Origin of the sequence: Ralstonia pickettii (assembly GCF_030582395.1) — a bacterium.
GTDB lineage: Bacteria > Pseudomonadota > Gammaproteobacteria > Burkholderiales > Burkholderiaceae > Ralstonia > Ralstonia pickettii_D.
Genome location: NZ_CP104381.1, coordinates 451,724 through 471,120, shown reverse-complemented (window position 1 = coordinate 471,120; position 19,397 = coordinate 451,724). Strand labels below are relative to the sequence as shown.

General features: G+C 65.3%; 15 protein-coding genes. All 15 read left to right on the top strand.

What is annotated here, in order from left to right:
* The first annotated feature begins 422 nt into the window (after nucleotides 1-422).
* The 15 genes from N5B55_RS02200 to N5B55_RS02130 all read left to right on the top strand — a co-directional run bounded on the left by N5B55_RS02200 (nucleotide 423) and on the right by N5B55_RS02130 (nucleotide 19,344).
* Complete coding sequence (locus N5B55_RS02200; RefSeq protein WP_154206369.1) at nucleotides 423-1,487, top strand: TetR/AcrR family transcriptional regulator; 1,065 nt, start codon at nucleotides 423-425, stop codon at nucleotides 1,485-1,487.
* A 117-nt stretch (nucleotides 1,488-1,604) separates the two neighbouring features.
* Nucleotides 1,605-4,115 (top strand): acyl-CoA dehydrogenase, encoded by a 2,511-nt coding sequence (locus tag N5B55_RS02195; RefSeq protein WP_304538991.1) that lies wholly within the window; start codon nucleotides 1,605-1,607, stop codon nucleotides 4,113-4,115.
* Nucleotides 4,116-4,147: 32 nt separating this feature from the next.
* Nucleotides 4,148-5,560: a 3-oxoacyl-ACP reductase gene (locus N5B55_RS02190; protein WP_304538990.1), complete on the top strand. Its 1,413-nt coding sequence runs from the start codon at nucleotides 4,148-4,150 to the stop codon at nucleotides 5,558-5,560.
* 6 nt (nucleotides 5,561-5,566) lie between these two features.
* Nucleotides 5,567-6,487 (top strand): MaoC/PaaZ C-terminal domain-containing protein, encoded by a 921-nt coding sequence (locus N5B55_RS02185; RefSeq protein WP_304538989.1) that lies wholly within the window; start codon nucleotides 5,567-5,569, stop codon nucleotides 6,485-6,487.
* A gap of 4 nt (nucleotides 6,488-6,491) precedes the next feature.
* A complete protein-coding gene (locus N5B55_RS02180) occupies nucleotides 6,492-7,811 on the top strand; it encodes an acetyl-CoA C-acetyltransferase (RefSeq protein WP_304538988.1) in 1,320 nt (439 codons plus the stop codon).
* Between the two features lie 100 nt (nucleotides 7,812-7,911).
* A complete protein-coding gene (locus N5B55_RS02175; protein ID WP_304538987.1) occupies nucleotides 7,912-9,651 on the top strand; it encodes an AMP-binding protein in 1,740 nt (579 codons plus the stop codon).
* Nucleotides 9,652-9,671: 20 nt separating this feature from the next.
* Nucleotides 9,672-10,589: a DUF1571 domain-containing protein gene (locus N5B55_RS02170; RefSeq protein WP_154206363.1), complete on the top strand. Its 918-nt coding sequence runs from the start codon at nucleotides 9,672-9,674 to the stop codon at nucleotides 10,587-10,589.
* 211 nt (nucleotides 10,590-10,800) lie between these two features.
* Nucleotides 10,801-11,721 carry an OmpW/AlkL family protein gene (locus N5B55_RS02165; protein ID WP_154206362.1) on the top strand — a complete coding sequence of 307 codons (921 nt, stop codon included), beginning with the start codon at nucleotides 10,801-10,803 and terminating at the stop codon, nucleotides 11,719-11,721.
* 139 nt (nucleotides 11,722-11,860) lie between these two features.
* Nucleotides 11,861-12,859: an NAD(P)/FAD-dependent oxidoreductase gene (locus N5B55_RS02160; protein WP_304538985.1), complete on the top strand. Its 999-nt coding sequence runs from the start codon at nucleotides 11,861-11,863 to the stop codon at nucleotides 12,857-12,859.
* Between the two features lie 90 nt (nucleotides 12,860-12,949).
* The gene (locus N5B55_RS02155) at nucleotides 12,950-13,363 is read left to right on the top strand and encodes a hypothetical protein (protein WP_154206360.1); all 414 of its coding nucleotides are present in this window, start codon (nucleotides 12,950-12,952) and stop codon (nucleotides 13,361-13,363) included.
* A 52-nt stretch (nucleotides 13,364-13,415) separates the two neighbouring features.
* A complete protein-coding gene (miaB, locus tag N5B55_RS02150; protein ID WP_012761214.1) occupies nucleotides 13,416-14,786 on the top strand; it encodes a tRNA (N6-isopentenyl adenosine(37)-C2)-methylthiotransferase MiaB in 1,371 nt (456 codons plus the stop codon).
* Nucleotides 14,787-14,807: 21 nt separating this feature from the next.
* The gene (locus N5B55_RS02145; RefSeq protein ID WP_304538984.1) at nucleotides 14,808-15,800 is read left to right on the top strand and encodes a PhoH family protein; all 993 of its coding nucleotides are present in this window, start codon (nucleotides 14,808-14,810) and stop codon (nucleotides 15,798-15,800) included.
* Between the two features lie 12 nt (nucleotides 15,801-15,812).
* On the top strand, nucleotides 15,813-16,625 hold the full coding sequence (gene ybeY, locus N5B55_RS02140; RefSeq protein ID WP_304538983.1) for an rRNA maturation RNase YbeY: 813 nt from the start codon (nucleotides 15,813-15,815) through the stop codon (nucleotides 16,623-16,625).
* A gap of 373 nt (nucleotides 16,626-16,998) precedes the next feature.
* Entirely contained in the window at nucleotides 16,999-18,288 is a 1,290-nt protein-coding gene (locus tag N5B55_RS02135) for a hypothetical protein (RefSeq protein WP_304538982.1), read from the top strand.
* Between the two features lie 162 nt (nucleotides 18,289-18,450).
* Nucleotides 18,451-19,344: an HlyC/CorC family transporter gene (locus N5B55_RS02130; protein WP_065856702.1), complete on the top strand. Its 894-nt coding sequence runs from the start codon at nucleotides 18,451-18,453 to the stop codon at nucleotides 19,342-19,344.
* The last annotated feature ends 53 nt before the right edge of the window (nucleotides 19,345-19,397 follow it).

Below are 19,397 nucleotides of genomic sequence, written 5' to 3'. Positions count from 1 at the left end.
TCCGGCTGTAGACACACGCCGCTCCCGCCTATCGCAAAGATCGGCATTCGTGTGGGGGGGGCCTGCACGCTGGTGGTCCAGGACGGCGGCTCCACGTCCCAACCCTGCACAAAACCCTGCCCCATTTTTTGGCAGTCTGAACTCGCTCCATCGGCCGGCGGGCTGACCCGCTCCTCGCGGTGCGAGCCTGGTTGAGCTTTCTTATGTTTGCGCTCACTCACTTTCCGAGCCACGTGTTTCATACATTGGCTGGGCAACCTCTTCCGGTCTAGAGTGCCTGCTCGAATTGGGCGCTTGGCGTTTTCAAACGTCTGTTCCTAACATGCCCGGGCAACCCCATACACATGTTTGAATCGTACGTTCGAGCGCTGCACCGCAGCAATCGAGCCCGATATCAGGCTTAAAAAAACGAGGTAGGAGACATGGGACGTCCTGGAGCAGGAGACACCAAGGGCCGCATTCTGGAAGCCACCGAACTGCTGTTCATCGAGTTCGGCTACGAGGCGATGTCGTTGCGGCAGATCACGGCGCGCGCCAAGGTCAATCTGGCGGCGGTCAATTATCACTTCGGCAGCAAGGAAGCGTTGATGCAGTCGGTGCTGGGGCGCCGTCTCGACCCGCTCAACACGCGCCGGCTGGCGCTGCTGGATGCGTGCGAAGAGCGCTGGACGAAAGAGCAGCTGACCTGCGACCACGTGCTCGGCGCGCTGTTCGTGCCGGCGCTGCAGATGGCGCGCAACCCTGACACCGGCGGGCCTGCGTTCCTGCGGCTGATGGGGCGGGTGTATTCCGATACTTCGCCGTTCGTGCAGAACTATCTGCTCGGCCACTATGCGCCGGTGTTCGATCGCTTCTTCGAAGCCTTCTCGCGCGCGCTGCCACACCTGCCGCGGGCAGAACTGGGCTGGCGCCTGCACTTTGCTCTCAAGGCACTCGCCGGCGTACTGGCCGGGGACGACCTCAACAATCTGCTGCCGCTGTTCACGCAGGGCAAGCCGATGAACGATGCCTCACTCCTGGCACGCCTGACGGCGCTGGTGGTGGCCACGCTCAACGCCCCGCTGCCTGGCGAGGCCGGCGCGCTCGACCAGGTCGTCGAACTGGCCGAAGCACAGGTGCCCACGCCGGTCGCGCAAGCAGACGATGCCTCCAACGGCAACGACAGCGGCCACGGCGGCTCGGGCCGCCACGCCGGGCACGGCAATGGCCGCATCACCGAACGCAGCGCGACGCCTGCCACGGCGTCGCCCTTCGCCGGTGACTTGTTCGGCCGCACGCCGGGCTCGCGCGCAAGCGCAGACGATGCCGCGGACGACCACGACGACCTCAGCGCCGACGAGCACGACGATCACCACGGTGCCGACAGCGATAGCGACGGCCCCGCGCCGTCTGCGCGCACCCGGGCATTGGCCATTCGCCGCAGCAATGCAGCACGGGCGATCTTCCCGGCCAACCCGATGCGGCCCTGGCGCAGCCCCAACGCCTGACAACGCGGGCGCCGCGCGGCACTCCCGTGTGCAGGCACGGGAGTCGCTCCGGTGTTCGGCAGGTGCCGCCGCATGTTCGAGACAGCCGGCACATCAACGCATCGAATGGAGACCCTCATGACGACGATCTGGATCGTCCTGCTTTGCATCGGCGCGCTCGCTCTCGCCAGCATGGAAGCCTCGGCATTCGCCTGGCTGATCGCAACGGCGGTGTGGCTGGTCGCCGGTGCTTGGCTGGGCCTCGTCGGCCCGGTGATGACAACGGTGCTCGCCATCGTCTTTGTGCTGCCCGCGCTGGTGCTTGCGGTCAAGCCGTTGCGCCGGGCACTCATCGCGCGCCCGGTGCTGGCGATGTTCCGCAAGATCATGCCGGAGATGTCGCAGACGGAGCGCGACGCCATTGAAGCCGGCACGGTCTGGTGGGATGCCGAATTGTTCTCGGGCCGGCCGAACTGGTCGCGTTTGCTGTCTTCCCCGCCGCCCCGTCTGTCGGCGGAAGAGCAATCCTTCCTCGACGTCGAAACTGAAAAGCTTTGCGACCTTGCCAACGATTGGGAAAGCACGCAGATCTGGCAAGACCTGTCGCCCGAGGCTTGGGCCTATGCCAAGCGCGCGGGCTTCCTCGGCATGATCATCCCGAAGGAATACGGCGGCAAAGGCTTCTCGGCGTATGCGCACTCGCAGGTCATCATGAAGCTGTCGACGCGCTGCTCCGCTGCAGCCGTTTCGGTCATGGTGCCCAATTCCCTGGGCCCCGCCGAGCTGCTTCTGCACTACGGCACAGAAGCGCAAAAGGACCATTACCTGCCGCGCCTCGCACGCGGGGAAGAAATCCCATGCTTTGCGCTGACCAACGCGTATGCCGGCTCCGATGCCGCCGCCATTCCCGACGTGGGCGTGGTCTGCCGCGGCATGCACGAAGGCCGCGAGACCCTTGGCTTTCGCGTGACATGGAGCAAGCGCTACATCACGCTCGGCCCCATCGCGACAGTGCTGGGACTGGCCTTCCGCGCAGTCGATCCGGATGGTTTGCTCGGTGCCGACAAGGAACCCGGCATCACGTGCGCGCTCATCCCGACTAAGCATCCGGGCGTGAACATCGGCCGCCGCCATTGGCCACTCAATGCGGTGTTCCAGAACGGCCCCAATTGGGGCAAGGATGTGTTCATCCCCATCGACTGGGTGATCGGCGGCCGGGCACAGGTCGGCCGTGGCTGGCGCATGCTGATGGAATGCCTGGCAGCGGGCCGCGCCATCTCGCTGCCTTCGTCGAACGTAGGCATGGCCAAGCTGGCCGTGCGCAGCACCGGCGCGTACGCCGCCGTGCGTCGCCAGTTCCGTACCCCCATCGGCAAGTTCGAAGGGATCCAGGAAGCGCTCGGTCGGATGGGCGGCAATCTGTACATGATGGACTCGGCACGGCGTCTGTCCGCGTTGGCCGTCGACCTGGGTGAAAAGCCTTCAGTCATCTCCGCCATTGCCAAATACCACGTCACCGAGCGTGCGCGCGATGTGGTCACCGACGCGATGGACATCGTGGGCGGCAAAGGCATCTGCATGGGTCCGAACAACTTCCTGGCGCGTGCATACCAGCAGGTGCCGATCGCTATCACGGTGGAAGGCGCCAACATCATGACGCGCTGCCTGATCATCTTCGGGCAGGGCGTGATCCGCTGCCATCCGTATGTGCTGCGCGAGATGACGGCCGCGCAAGGCACCGATTCGCCCGAGACGCTGCGCGCCTTCGACTCGGCGCTGTTCGGCCACGGCGCGTTCATCGCCGGCAACGTGGTGCGTGCGTTCTTGCATGCGCTCTCCGGCGGGCGCGTAGCGAGCGTGCCGGGCAACGCTGCACCGGAAATGCATCGGTACTACCGTGCCGTGAACCGCTTCTCGACCGCGCTGGCGCTGCTGTCCGATGTGTCGATGTTTACGCTGGGGGGCACGCTCAAGCGCCGCGAGAGCATCACGGGGCGGCTTGGCGACATCCTCTCGCAGATGTACCTGATCTCGTCCACGCTCAAGCGCTTTGAAGATGAAGGCCGCCCCGCCGAAGACACGCCGCTCGTGCATTGGTCGGTGCAGGACGCGCTGGTGAAGGCACACGATGCGCTCGACGGTGTGCTGGCCAACTTCCCGAACGCAGGCATCGCGGCGCTGCTGCGTGCGCTGATCTTCCCGTTTGGCACGCCGTATCGAAAGCCGTCGGATGCGCTGGCTGCACAGGTCGCCGAGCTGATGCAGACGCCCGGCGCCGTACGCGATCGCCTGCTTGCCGACTCGTACTGCCCGACGCCCGAAGTTGACCCGATCGCCTATGGCGAGGCGGCCTTCCGCCTGCAACCGGCCGTGGACGCAATCGAGCAACGCTTGAAACCGGCCATCCGGGCAGGCAAGCTGCCGCCCGTGCCGCAAAGCCTGCCTGACTTCGAAGCCTGGACGGCGCAAGCGGTGGCACAAAACCTCATCGACGAAGGCGAACGCAAGCAACTGTGCGACTACGCGCGCTATGGCGAACACGCGGTCGCCGTGGATGACTTCCCGCCCGACTTCAACCTGATGGCCGACCTGCAGCGCCGCAAGGATGCGCTCGATGCCCTGCAGGCCGCCGAGCGCCGCGCAGCCTGAAGGTCCGGGCCTGACCAACGACAACAACAACGATGCAAGACAAATACCTCGATTTCGTCGGTTCCGGCTTCGGCAAGTGGCTGTCGGCCAACCTCGGCCTGCCGCAGCCGGTGCCGCTGCGCCGTTACGTGCCCGGCGAACCGGAATTTGTCGGGCCGTTTCTGGTGGGCGCGGCGCCAGGCGGCTCCATGCGCGAGACGCTCGCAGCGCTCTTTGCCGAGACCGGCGTCCCCACGCGCTTTCATGAAAGCGATCCGGAGTGGCTCGGCACTGCCAACCGGCACGGGCAGATCACCGGCCGTTTTGTCGCGCCCACGGGCAAGGAAGGCGAGGCGTTCGATCGCATTGGCGGCATCGTTTTCGATGCCACGGGCATTGCGTCGGTCGACGGCCTCGATGCGCTGTATCACGTGTTTCACGATGGCGTCCGGGCCATCGGCCGTTGTGGGCGCGTGGTCGTGATCGGCCGTCCGCCCGAAGGCAGCAAGACGCCCGAGGCGGCGATCGCGCAGCGCGCGCTGGAAGGACTCACGCGATCTCTCGGCAAGGAAGTCCGGCGCGGCTGCACGGCGCAGCTGGTGTACGTAGCGGAGGGTGCGGAAAACGTGGCCGCGTCGACGCTGCGGTTTCTGCTGTCGGCGCGCTCGGCGTATGTGTCGGGGCAGGTGGTGCGCGTGCATCGCGCCACAGCGGTCTCGGTGGATTGGCAGAAGCCGCTGGCCGGCCGCACCGCGCTGGTGACCGGTGCCTCGCGCGGCATCGGCGCGGCTATTGCGCACGTGTTGGCGCGTGATGGTGCGCGCGTGCTCTGCCTGGACGTGCCCGCCGCACAAGAGGCGCTGGGCGCCGTCGCCCAGGAAATCGGCGGTGAAGCCATGGCATACGACATTGCCGCGCCTGAAACACCCGGCTTGCTCGCGCAGCAACTTGCCGCATTGGGCGGCGTCGACATCCTCGTGCACAACGCAGGCATCACGCGCGACAAGACCATCGCCCGCATGACCGAACCCGCGTGGCGCAGCGTGCTCGATATCAACCTCGCCGCTCAGTTGCGCATCAACGACGCACTGCTTGCAGCCAATGCGCTGCACGCGGGCGGAGCCATCGTCTGCGTGTCGTCCATCAGCGGCATTGCAGGCAACCTGGGGCAGACCAACTATGCGACGTCCAAGGCTGGCGTGATTGGCCTCGTGCAGGCTGGCGCGCCGTTGCTGGCGGAACGCGGCATCACCATCAACGCGGTTGCGCCGGGCTTTATAGAAACGCAGATGACCGCAGCCGTGCCGTTTGCCATTCGTGAAGCCGGCCGCCGCATGAATGCGATGAGCCAGGGCGGCCGGCCCGTCGACGTGGCCGAGACGATTGCGTGGTTCGCCAACCCTGCGTCGAACGGCGTAACGGGCAACATCGTGCGCGTGTGCGGGCAAAGCCTGCTCGGCGCCTGAGCGATCGTGCGCACGCTGGCCCCGCTCTTTCCCATGATCGCCACGCAGACGCTGGTGACGGCGCCACCATCCCCGGGGGCGCTGGCGTGGCGCGCGCTGCTGTCGCAACGTAAAGGCAAGCGTGGCGGACCGCTGCCGCGCCACACCCTGGTGCGGCAGGAAGTGCCGCTCGAAGCGGAACACATCGCCCAGTACGCGGCGGTGTGCGGATTCTCGCCCGCGCATGGCGTACCGATGACGTATCCGCACCTGCTGGGCTTTCCGCTGCAGCTCATGCTGATGACGGAATCGGCGTTTCCCTATCCGGTCATCGGCCTGGTGCATCTGTGCAACACGATCCGCCAACACCAGCGTTTGCAGGTGGGTGAGCGCGTGCGCGTGGAAGTGCGCCCCCGCCGGTTGTTCCACCATGCACGCGGACAGGCGTTCGCCATCGAAACGGCCATCGTCAAAGGCGGGGCCGTGGTGTGGGAATCGCTGTCGACCTATTTGCGCGTGGGCGTGCCTTCTCCGCAAGGTGCGCCGCTGATTGCGCTGCCCGGTGCCCAGACCTTGTCACCAGACGGCCGCTGGGATGTGCCGGCCGACACCGGCCGACGCTACGCCGGCGTGTCGGGCGACTGGAACCCCATCCACGTGTCCGCTATCGGTGCAAGGCTGTTCGGCTTTGCGCATCCCATCGCTCACGGCATGTGGACGAAGGCCCGAGCGCTGGCAGAGCTGTTGCCCGCGGCGCCGCTCACGCAAGGCGAAGTGGTGGCCGAATTCAAGACGCCGCTATCGCTGCCCGGGGCGGCGACGCTGTGGCATGCCCGTGAAGCCACACCGGGCCGCGCATTTGAAGTGCGCAACGCCGCGGGCGACAAACCCTATCTGCGCGGCATGCTGACGTTGCCGCAGGCACAACAAGAAAACTCGGGAGACTGAATTCATGCTCGTCAACGCGCAGCTGCGCCGCGTCGCCATCCTCGGCGGTAACCGCATTCCGTTTGCCCGCTCGAACACGGCCTACGCCACGGCTTCGAACCAGCAGATGCTGACCGCCGCGCTGCAAGGCCTCATCGACCGCTTCAACCTGCATGGCCAGCGTCTGGACGAAGTCGTGGCCGGCGCGGTCATCAAGCACGCGCGCGATTTCAACCTGACGCGCGAAACGGTGCTGTCTACCACGCTCGCCAAGCAGACGCCCGCGTACGACATCCAGCAGGCCTGCGGCACCGGGCTGGAAGCCGCCATCCTCGTTGCCAACAAGATCGCGCTCGGGCAGATCGACGTGGGCATTGCCGGCGGCACGGACACTACCTCCGATGCGCCCGTCGGCCTGAACGAGAAGATGCGCAAGATCCTGCTGGAGGCCAACCGCGCCAAATCCACCGGTGCGCGCGTCAAGGCGCTGGCCGGACTGCGGCCATCGATGTTCGTGCGCCCGCTCCTGCCGCGCAACAGCGAGCCGCGCACTGGCCTGTCGATGGGCGAACACTGCGAGCTGATGGCCAAGCGCTGGGGCATCCGTCGCGAAGACCAGGACGCGCTGGCCCTGCGCAGCCACCACAACCTCACGGCGGCCTACGAGCGCGGGTTCTTCACCGACCTGATGACCGCCCACCTCGGGCTTGATCGCGACAACAATCTGCGCAGCAACTTGACCCTCGAGCAACTGGCGAAGCTGCAGCCGGTATTCGACCGCAGCGCCGCCGGCACCATGACGGCCGGCAACTCCACGCCGCTCACCGATGGCGCTTCGTGCGTGCTGCTCGCCAGCGAAGACTGGGCGCGCGCGCACAACCTGCCCGTGCTCGCCTACATGACCTGCGCGGACACGGCGGCTGTCGACTTCTTCAGCGGCACGCCGGAGCAGAACGAAGGGCTCTTGATGGCCCCGGCCTATGCCGTTTCCCGCATGCTGGAGCGCGCGGGCCTGACGCTGCAGGACTTCGACTACTACGAGATTCACGAAGCCTTTGCAGCGCAAGTCCTGTGTACGCTGGCGGCGTGGGAATCGCCCGAATACTGTCGCGAAAAGCTGGGCCGCAGCGCGCCGATGGGCAGCATCGACCGCAGCAAACTCAACGTGAACGGCAGCTCGCTGGGCACAGGGCATCCGTTTGCCGCCACGGGCGGGCGCATTGTCGCGACGCTGGCGAAGATGCTGGCGCAGCGCGGCAGCGGCCGCGGGCTGGTGTCGATCTGTGCCGCGGGCGGGCAAGGTGTCGTCGCCATTCTGGAGCGCCCCGAAACGATGTCGCAGTAAACCGCTCGGGCCACAACGGGAACGGCCCGCGTCTAGCAAGATTCAAAACCCGCGCGGCACACAATAAAACCACGCCGCGTTTTTCATGGACGGAGACACCATGAACACCGTTGCCGACCGCAGCGATCTGACCGATCGCATCTGGCTGAAGTCGTACCCCGAGGGCGTGCCCGCGGAGATCAATCCCGATCGTTATCACTCGCTGGTCGAGGTGTTTCGGGAATCGGTGGAGAAGTACCGTACCCGCGTCGCCTACGTGAGTGTCGGCACCGAAATGACGTACGGCGAGTGCGAGCGCCAGGCCAAGCAGTTTGCGGCGTGGCTGCAGTCGCGCGGCGTAAAGAAAGGCGATCGGGTGGCGATCATGCTGCCCAATAGCCTGCAGTACCCCTTGTGCCTGTTCGGCACGCTGCTGGCCGGCGCCATCGTCGTCAACGTCAACCCGTTGTACACGGTGCCGGAGCTGGCCCATCAGTTGCGCGATTCCGGCGCACAAACGATCGTGGTGCTGGAGAACTTCGCGCGCACGCTGGAGCAGGCGCTGCCCGGCAGCCAGGTGCGCAACATCGTCATGACGGGCATCGGCGACCTGATGGGCGGGGCGCTCAACCTCAAGGGCCGCGCGCTGAACTTCGTGATGCGCCACGTGCAGAAGCAGGTGCCGCCGTACAAGCTGCCCTCGCCGGTCTGGCTGCGCGATGCGCTGGCCGCAGGAAGCTTACGCACACTGCAGTCAGTGCAGCTGGCGCCGGAAGATCTGGCCTTCCTGCAATACACGGGCGGCACCACGGGCGTGGCCAAGGGCGCAATGCTCACGCACCGCAACATCATCGCCAACCTGCTGCAGGCCGAAGAGTGGTCCAAGAGCATGCTCAACGGCGGCGTGGAAACCAACGTCACGCTGCTGCCGCTGTATCACATCTTCTCGCTCACGGTGAACCTGCTGATGTTCATGACACTGGGCGGGCGCAATATCCTGATCGCCAATCCGCGTGACACCAAGCGCGTGATCTTCATCCTGCGCAACGAACGGTTCTCTGGCATTGCGGGGGTGAACACGCTCTTCAACGCACTGCTGGAAGACCCGGACTTCGCCAAGCGGGATTTCTCGGCCATGAAGATCACCATCGGTGGCGGCATGGCGGTGCAGCGCGCCATTGCCCAGCGCTGGAAGGAAGTCACGGGCCACACCATCGTTGAAGGCTACGGGCTGACGGAATGCTCGCCGGTCGTGTCGATGAACCCGCCGCACGTGACCGAATTCAGCGGCACGATCGGGTTGCCCGCGCCCTCCACCGAAGTGCGCTTCAAGCGCGACGACGGCACGATCGCGCCGCTCGGCGAACCGGGCGAACTGCAGGTGCGTGGGCCGCAGGTCATGCGCGGGTACTGGCAGCGCCCCGATGAGACCGCCAAGTCCATCGACGCCGAAGGGTGGTTCTCCACCGGCGATATCGGTGTGATGGATGCCAACGGCTACATCCGCCTGATCGACCGCAAAAAGGACATGATCCTGGTCTCGGGTTTCAACGTGTACCCGAACGAGATCGAAGACGTGGTGGCGCTGCATCCTGAGGTGCTGGAGGTGGCGGCCATTGGCGTGCCCGATCCGGTGGCCGGCGAGCGCGTGAAGATCATCGTGGTACCGCGCACCGGTGCGCTGACCGAAGCCGCGCTGCTCGAACACTGCCGCGCTCATCTGACCGGCTACAAGATGCCGCGCATCGTCGAGTTCCGCCACGAAGAGCTGCCCAAGTCGACCGTGGGCAAGATCCTGCGCCGCGAACTGCGCGATGCCGATCCGGACATCAAGCGCGCCCGCGCGCAAGCTCAGCAATAACAGCGACAGCGGAGACTCGTATGCAATTGCGTACTCTCGCCCTGGCCACGCTGCTGGCCGGTGCCGTACACGCCTGGGCCCAGCCTGCCGCGCCGGATGCTTCTGTGCCAGCGGCAGCCGCGCCGAGCGCCACACAGACCGCCGCATCGCAATCGGCGGCCATCGGCAGCTTTGCCGCCATGGACATCGCCAGGCAGACGGCGTGGCTCGGCAGCCAGGTCAACGCCAACGCGTTTGCGGCCTGGTCCGACGAAGACGTCCTGGCCATGGCGCAGGCCATGAAGCCCGAAACGCTGGTGCGCTGGCTCAAGGGCGAGGCGGCCAAGTTGCCCGAATATGAATACCGCATGCGCCGCCAGGAACGCGTGAAAGACCAGTGGCAAAGCCAACCTGCGCTCATGCTCATCCGCTACCGCAACGCCCCACGGCAGGTCTACGCGCGCTGGCTCAAGGGCGGCGCGCACGCCGGCCAGGAGATCATCTACGACGAAACCGTGCGCAAGGACGAGATGTATGGCCACCTTGGCGGGCTCGTCGGTTTTGTGGCGATCTGGAGTGCGCTGGACGGCTCGCTGGCCAAATCGCAGTCGAACCACACGGCGCGTGAGCTTGGGCTGCAGTTCATCGTCGATTCGGTCGAGCGCGACGGACGTGCCCACGTGGCTGCCGGCGGCAGCGGCAAGTTCAACGAAGCCAAGGTGGTGACCGAAGACGGCGAGCGCATGCTGAGGCTGACCTGGGATGCACCAAGCGGGCCGCCCACGTTCTACGCCAAGCGCGTGCGCCTGTATTTCGACCTCAAAAACCCATGGGTTCGCATTGAAGAGGCGTGGGACGAATCGGGCAATCAGCTCGAGAAAATCGTCATTGAGAGCGTGACGCGCAAGACCTGGAACGACCAGACTTTCAACCCCAAAAATCCGGAATACAAGTTTTAGACTGCGGCCCCAAGACCGTTGTGGGCCAAGGCTCCGCCGTCCGGCGGACAGTATGAAACGCGACTAGGGGAAACCCCTTGTTGCGTGCGTACACGCTAGAGGAAAACTTCGGTCATCGCAGCGTAACCGAACAAAAGCGCTGCGTTATGCTGCGGAAACACAAATCGCCACACCAAGGCGTGATAACAATCCAATCCAGAGAGACAACCACATGAACCGCACTGCCCGCCGCTTTGCCGCAGCCTTTGCCTGCGCTGCCGCCAGCACCCTTGCTGCCCCCTTGGCACACGCCCAATCCACCGCAGAGGCCAACGTAGCCGCAAGCGCCAGCAATGGCAGCGGCACCAGCAGCGGCGGCGGCTTCAGCGGCTTCATGGACAACTACGTCTGGGGTCGCAACGTCATGGCGCTGGGCTGGTTCTACATCCGCCCGATGGATTCCGCCACGCCGCTGACCACCACCACCAGCGCGCTCGGCCTGGGCACCTACCAGTCGCCGGGAACTGACGTGAAAGTCAGTAACGCGAATACGCTGTCGCTCACGTTCACGCACTTCTTTAACGACAACATCGCCGGCACGTTCGTAGGCGGTGTTCCACCCAAATTCAACCTGTACGGCAGCGGTAATGTGATCGCCCCGGTGCCGGTGGTCGGGCCGCTGACGCTGATCAATCTGGGCCTGCCGCAGAACAACCCTGTCGCCACCGTGCGTGAATGGAGCCCGGCGATCGTCGCGCAGTACTACTTCGGCACCAAGGAAAGCAAACTTCGTCCGTTCGTCGGCGCAGGTGTCAGCTACAACTTCTTCACCAACCTGAAGTTGAACCAGAACTTCGTCAACGGCCTGCAAAACCTGGGGCAGGTGCTTCAGTTGGGCATGGGTCAGGTGCCGACGGGCCCGGCGAAGGTGACGGCGGAAACGTCGAGCTCGTGGACGCCGGTCGCCAACGTGGGTGTGTCGTATGAGTTCGCCAAGAACTGGACCGCCATCGGCACGGTGTCGTACCTGCCGCTGAAGACGACGTCCACCATCACGATCCGCAGCCAGCAAGGCCAGGTGCTGGCCGTCAACAAGACCGACATCAAGGTCGACCCCATCGTCTTCGGGCTGGCAGTGGGTTACAAGTTCTAAGCTGCAGAATTGCTCCATCGCAAAACGCCACCTTCGGGTGGCGTTTTTCATTGGGGCGCGACCCGATATCATGGCGGACTGTTACTCGCCGATCACCGCGCCGATTCCGGATTCCTGCCCCCGAACGCACGCCACATCCATGACCCAGCCTTCCATCGCCATCGTCGGAGCCGGCATTGCCGGCGTTGCCTGTGCCAACGCGCTTGCCGCCGAAGGCATCGCCACCACGGTCTACGAGCAGGCCGCAGGCGTGGGCGGCAGGCTGGCGACTACGGTATTGCCTGAGGCGGCCCCGGCGTATGCGTTCGATCATGGTGCGCAGTCGTTCAACGTGCGCAGCGAGGCCTTCCGCCGTGCGGTGGACGCCGCTGGCCGTCAGGGCTCGGTGCTGCCGTGGCCCGCACGCTGGGGCCATCGCACTGTCGATGGGCTGGAAGCCGACTTCCGCGATGAAGCCCGCTATGTCGGCCTGCCCGGTATGGGTGCGCTGGTGCGCAGCCTGGCAGCACCGCTCGATGTGCGCTTCGGCCACGCTGTCACGCGTGTAACGCACGATGGCCGGCGCTGGATGATCGAGCGCAACGGCACGGACGCCGCCCATGCCGACTTCCTCGCCCTGGCCCTGCCCGCGCCCGAACTGCCCGCACTGTTTCACGGCGCCACGCCCGCTTCGCTGCAGGAAGCCATCGCCCCGGTGCAATACGCCCCGTGCTGGGCGCTGATGATGGGTTTTGCGCAAGCCCTGGACCTGCCGTATGACGGCATCCGCATCGACGACGACATGCTGGCCTGGGCGGCCCGCGACAACACCAAACCGGGCCGCGTCATGGTCGATGAATCCTGGGTGGTGCATGCATCGCCGGGCTGGTCGGCCGCACATGCCAACGACAGCCCCGAGCAGGCCCTCCATGCCATGCACGCCCGCTTTGCGGAAGCATTCCCGGGGACGCCGGAGCCCGATCTGATGGCCGTGCACCTGTGGCCACATGCGCTGGTCGAGCAGTCTGCCGGCATGCCCTGCCAGTGGGACGCCACCGTCCGCCTGGGCGCCTGCGGCGATTGGTGCGAAGGCCCGCGCGTAGAAGCCGCGTTCCTGAGCGGCGTTGCGCTGGCCGCCAAGATTGCCGAAGCGCTATAAGACTTCGGCCCGGAACGCTACAATATCGGGTTGTCTCGTGTTTCGTGTGCCGGGTCGCTCACCCGGCGGTGGCTTTCTCCTGACGACGCCATGCGCACCCGACGCCAAGTTCTCGCCCTAGCCTTTGCTGCCATTGCTGCAGCATCGGCGCCGTTGCTGTCTCATGCGCAAGTCCTGCGCAATATTCCGGCGACGGCCCCGGCAGCCCAGTTGACCGTCAATTCGGCCAATACCGGCACGCTGAGTACCGGCAGCACCGGCATCGTCCGCATCCTGCTGTTGGGCTTCGGCAGCAGCAGCGCCGATATCCGCTTTGCCCCGGGCGTGCGGATCCTGTCGCTCGATGGGCGCCTGCTGCCGCCGGGCTCGGTGGTCGGCCAGACGTTCAAGGTGCGCTATCAGCTGGACTTGTATCAGCAGTTGCTGACAGCCTGGGTTGTCAGCGATGACGATTACAAGGCTGCGGTGGCGGCACAAAGTCAGGCGCAAGCGCAGTCCCAGTAGTCAGAACGCCCCACGAAGCACGTGCCCCCAGGTCAACCACTGTGAACGGCACATGAAAAAAGTCTTCATCAAAACCTACGGCTGCCAGATGAACGAGTACGACTCGGACAAGATGTCCGACGTACTCAACGCGGCTGAAGGCCTCGTCCCCACCGACACGCCCGAAGATGCGGACGTGATCCTCTTCAACACCTGCTCCGTGCGCGAAAAGGCGCAGGAGAAAGTGTTTTCAGAACTCGGCCGCGTGAAGGCGCTCAAGGCGCTCAAGCCGGATCTCGTGGTCGGCGTGGGCGGCTGCGTGGCCAGCCAGGAAGGCGCGTCCATCGTGGCGCGCGCCCCTTACGTTGACGTGGTGTTCGGGCCGCAGACGCTGCACCGCCTGCCCGACCTGATCGCAGCACGCCGCCGCACCGGCCGCTCGCAGGTCGACGTGTCGTTCCCAGAGATCGAGAAGTTCGACCACCTGCCGCCCGCGCGCGTGGACGGCGCCAGCGCCTTCGTGTCGATCATGGAAGGCTGCTCGAAATACTGCAGCTACTGCGTGGTGCCGTACACGCGCGGCGAAGAGGTCTCGCGCCCGTTCGACGACGTGCTGGCCGAAGTGGCCGGCCTGGCCGAACAGGGCGTGCGGGAAGTCACGTTGCTGGGCCAGAACGTCAACGCCTACATCGGCAAGATGGGCGACACGAGCGAGCGTGCGGATTTCGCGCTGCTGCTCGAATACGTGGCCGAGATTCCGGGCATCGAGCGCATCCGTTACACGACCAGTCACCCGAAGGAATTCAGCTCCCGCCTGATCGAGGCCTATGCCACCAACCCGAAGCTCGTCGACCACCTGCACCTGCCCGTGCAGCATGGCTCCGACCGCATCCTGATGGCGATGAAGCGCGGCTACACGGTGCTCGAATACAAAAGCAGCATCCGCAAGCTGCGCGCGATCCGGCCAAATATCTCGATCGCCACCGACTTCATCGTCGGCTTCCCGGGCGAGACGGATGCGGACTTCGCCAAGACGATGGACCTGATTCACGAGATCGGCTACGACACATCGTTCAGCTTTATCTACAGCCCCCGCCCCGGCACGCCGGCCGCCAACCTGCCCGACGATACGCCGCAGGCCGTCAAGCTCGAACGCCTGAAACATTTGCAGGCGACCATCGAAGAGAACGTGGCACGCATCAGCCAAGGCATGGTCGGCAGCGTGCAGCGCATTCTGGTGGAAGGCCCGTCGCGCAAGGATCCGACTGAGTTGCACGGCCGCACCGAGAACAACCGTGTCGTCAACTTCGCCCTGCCCGATCTGCCGCAGGCGCGTCGCGACCAGCTGATCGGCCAGATGCTGGACGTGCGTATCGTGCACGCATTCCCGCATTCGTTGCGTGGCGAAGTGGCCGAACAGCGTACGGCCAGTGCGACTCACTGATCATCAACACAACCCGACTTGATGAAACCCTCCATCGCAGAATTCACCGCGCCCAAGAACGACAACACGCGCCTGCAGAACCTGTGCGGGCCGCTGGACGAGAACCTGCGCCAGATCGAGCAGGCGCTGGACGTGACCATCAGCCGGCGTGGCAGCAAGTTCACCGTGCGCGGCACCAACGCGCAAGGCGCGACCAACGCCCTGGAGACGTTCTACAACGCCGCGCGCGATCCGCTGTCGGTGGACGATATCCAGCTTGGCCTGGTGGAAACCCGCCAGGTCGCCGCACATGGGGCTTACCTGCCGGAATCGGGCACCGACGAGCCGGACGGCAATGATCTATCGCCGGTGCTGCATACGCGGCGCACCGATCTGCATGGCCGCACGCCGATGCAGCGCGCGTACCTGCGCAACATCCTCTCCCACGACCTGTCGTTCGGCATCGGCCCGGCGGGTACGGGCAAGACGTATCTGGCCGTCGCCTGCGCGGTGGATGCGCTGGAGCGCGACGCCATCAAGCGCATCGTACTGACGCGCCCGGCGGTGGAAGCCGGCGAACGCCTCGGCTTCCTGCCCGGCGACCTCGCGCAAAAGGTGGACCCGTACCTGCGCCCGCTGTACGACGCGCTGTACGACCTGCTCGGCTTCGACAAGACGCAGAAGATGTTCGAGCGCCAGATGATCGAGATCGCGCCGCTGGCCTACATGCGCGGGCGCACGCTCAATCACGCCTTCATCATCCTGGACGAAGCGCAGAACACCACGCCGGAACAGATGAAGATGTTCCTCACGCGGATCGGCTTCGGCTCCAAGGCGGTGATCACCGGCGACACAACGCAGATCGATCTGCCGCGCGGCCAGAAGAGCGGCCTGGTCGAAGCGCAGCACGTGCTGCGTGACGTGCGCGGCGTTGCGATGACGCGCTTTACGAGCGTCGACGTGGTGCGGCACCCGCTGGTGGCCCGCATCGTCGAGGCCTATGACGAATTCCATGCCCAGCATAAAGATGCATAAGGACGCCTGAACGTGGCTAAAGCAAAAACCGATACCAAAGCAAAAACCAAGAAGACCCAGACCGCGGCCGCGGAGTCGCTCGGCCCGCGCGTTGACGTGTTCGACGCCCAAGGCAAACCGAAGACGGTGGATGCGAGCGCGCTGCGCATTGCGTTCGCCGATGGCCGCAGCCTGATCCTGGGCCTGCCGAATACCGTCGATGGGGCGATCACCCTCGTTGCCGAGCACGCCGACGCCGACATGCACGCCATGCTTTCGCTGCGCCCGGAGCACCACGACAGCATCACGTTGCGCATCGAAACCCAACCCGCTGAATTGGCAGACTCCACAGAAGAAGCCTTCGACGACGACACCGCCGGCGCCGAGATGCTCACGCTCGACCTGACGGTGCAGTACGGCGATGAACTCAAGGCGGCCGTTCGCAAGGCATTGCCGAAGGAACGCGACATCGAGGCATGGATCGCCCCGGCACTGTTTGCCGATGCGCAGCTCAACGTGCGCTTTGTCGGCGAAGAAGAAGGTCGCACGCTCAACCGCACCTACCGCGGCAAGGACTACGCCACCAATGTGCTGACCTTCTCTTACGCCGAGAGCGCGGAAGACCCGGTGTCGGCCGACATCGTGCTGTGCTGTGCGGTGGTCGAAAAGGAGGCAAAGGAACAAAAGAAGCCGCTGCTCGCGCACTACGCACACCTGATCGTGCACGGCGCGCTCCACGCCCAGGGCTACGACCACGAAGACGCGGCGGATGCAAAGGAAATGGAAGGCATTGAAACGGAGATCCTCCGCGACCTCGGTTTTGCCGATCCATACGCAGAGCGCTAGAGCGCAACGCCCCTGATGTTCAAACGCCGGCCTCGCGCCGGCGTTTTGCTTTTGCATGTTCCATTCTTGCAGCGTGGTGTTTCAGCGATGAATCAACCCGCAATAACGCAAAGCCAGTCCTGACAACGATCTACAGGTTTCCCTCCGCCATTCGGCGCATGCTCGCGCCGTTCGAATCGCGCATACGCGTCGCACAGGCCATCGGCCATCCGGCACCCTCGTCGCTCTCCGTATGGCGCATGGGTTTTGCCGTAGCGATTTCTATCCTCCACGCATAAGCCGCCACGCGAGCGCGCTTAGCGAACTCGGCGCAAACGAGCGCCATCGGCCAAACCCACACACAGATGGGTCAGGCCACTCCGGGGAGGTCATCATGCGTCAACGCTTCATGGACAGCATTCCGTGGACCACGCTGCTGGTTGGCGTGGGTGTCGGCACGGCGCTCGCGGTCGCGCCCCGCATCGCGCACGCTGATCACAAGCAATCGTGCTACGCGGGCATCGTCATCGTGTTCGACGGCGCCTGGCATCCGGGCGCGGTCGTCGGTTGCCGCACGGTCAACATCTCCGACAGCAACAACGTGGTTGGCGCCGAGGTGAACCTGATGGTCGCGCAAGGCACCATCCGGCCCCGCGTGCAGGCCGTGGTGGGCAGCACCAGCGTGCAGGCGCTCATTGGCGGCGGCTACGACTTTGCAAGCAGCAAGGCGCTGGTGGGCGTGGGGGCCACGGGCGACCACTGGCTCGCCGGCGTCGACAAGGAAATCGCCGGACGCTGGACGGCCTACGGCGGCGCGAGCACGCTGGGGCGGTATCACAGCAATTCCCGTCCCGCAGATCCGGCACCGGCGGCAACCCCGCCCAGCAGCAATAGCGACGCACCGCCCCCGAGCGGCAACAACGCGCCACCGTCCAAGCCCAGCCCGACGCCAGCCCCTGCACCCGGTGCGTCGCCCAGCCCTGGCCCCACGCCGGCACCCACACCGAGCCCCGGGCCCAGTCCGTCGCCAGCTCCATCGCCGAGTCCGAGTCCAACGCCGACACCAGCTCCAACACCCACACCAACGCCGAGCCCATCGCCCGTCCCATCGCCGTGCGGGAGCTGCCACGACGGCGGTCACCATCACGGCCACCACCATGATCACGATCACGATCACGGCGGCCATCATGAGGGGGACCACGACCATGGCGGCGACGGTCATCACGGTGGGGATCACGACCATGGCGGCGACGGTCATCACGGTGGGGATCACGACCACGGCGGCGACGGTCATCACGGTGGCGACCACGACCATGGCGGCGACGGTCATCACGGTGGCGACCACGACCACGGCGGCGACGGTCATCACGGTGGGGATCACGACCATGGCGGCGACGGTCATCACGGTGGGGATCACGACCACGGCGGCGACGGCAACCGCGGCCACCACGACGGTGAGGATCACCACGGCAGCAACGGTCATCACGACGGCGAGGGCCAGGGTAAAGGCAACCACGGAGCAGACCATGACCGCGGCGGCGAGGGCGACGACTCTGGGGGACAGAGGCAGCATCACGGTCAGGGCGATGGAGTTCCGGGCCGGAACGACCGTCACCAAGACGACGAGGGCAGCAACGCGCATGGCAATGGCCACCAACGCGGCACCAACGGTGGGCACGACTGACCGCTTCCGCGTCGGCAGATCGTCCGCCTGAATGCGCCTGAACCGGGCCTCCAGAAGTGGAATAAGACGCACTTCTCGGGGCCGGGCGGCCACCCCCCGTCATCGGGACGGCAGGGCTTTTGGTGTATGCTGGCCCGATGTTTAACGACGCGCGACCGCGCCATGAATGATCCGTATCCCAGTCCGAAGCCAGCCGACAAACCCCGCTCGCTGCTGGAACGCCTGACCGACCTCATCTCGCCCGAGCCCGAATCGCGGGCCGAGCTGCTCGAAATCCTCCAAGACGCCCATGCGCGCAGCCTGATTGACGCCGACTCTCTGTCGATGATCGAAGGGGTGTTCCAGGTCTCAGACCTGTGTGCGCGCGACATCATGATCCCGCGCGCGCAGATGGATGCGCTGAACATCGCCGACGCGCCGTCAGAATTCATCCCGTTCGTGCAGGAAGCCGCGCATTCGCGCTTCCCTGTCTACGAAGGCAGCCGCGACAACATCATCGGCATCCTGCTCGCCAAGGATCTGCTGCGCTTCTACACCGACGAAGGCTTTGATGTGCGCGACATGCTGCGCCCGGCCGTGTTCATTCCGGAATCGAAGCGTCTGAACGTGCTGCTGCGTGACTTCCGCGTCAACCGCAACCACATCGCCATCGTCGTCGATGAATACGGCGGCGTAGCAGGCCTCATCACCATTGAAGATGTGCTCGAGCAAATCGTTGGCGACATCGAAGACGAATACGACTTCGATCAGGAAGAAGACAACATCCTGCCGACCGCCGATGGCCACATGCGCGTGCGCGGGCTGACCGAAATCAGCCAGTTCAACGAAGCCTTCGGCACGCATTTCTCCGACGAAGACGTCGATACCGTGGGCGGGCTGCTGTCCAACCACCTGGGCCGCGTGCCGCACCGGGGCGAAAAGATCGTCATGGGCACGCTGCAATTCGACGTGTTGCGCGCCGATGCGCGCCAGGTGCAGGTGCTGCTTGTGCGCCGCCTCACCACGCCGGCCGGCGGCAGTGCCACGGCCGACACTTCTGGTTCTCATCCCGCCTGATCCTTCCGTGCCCGCTCAGTTCTCTTCCCCTGCCGCACCGTCGCGTCGGCAGG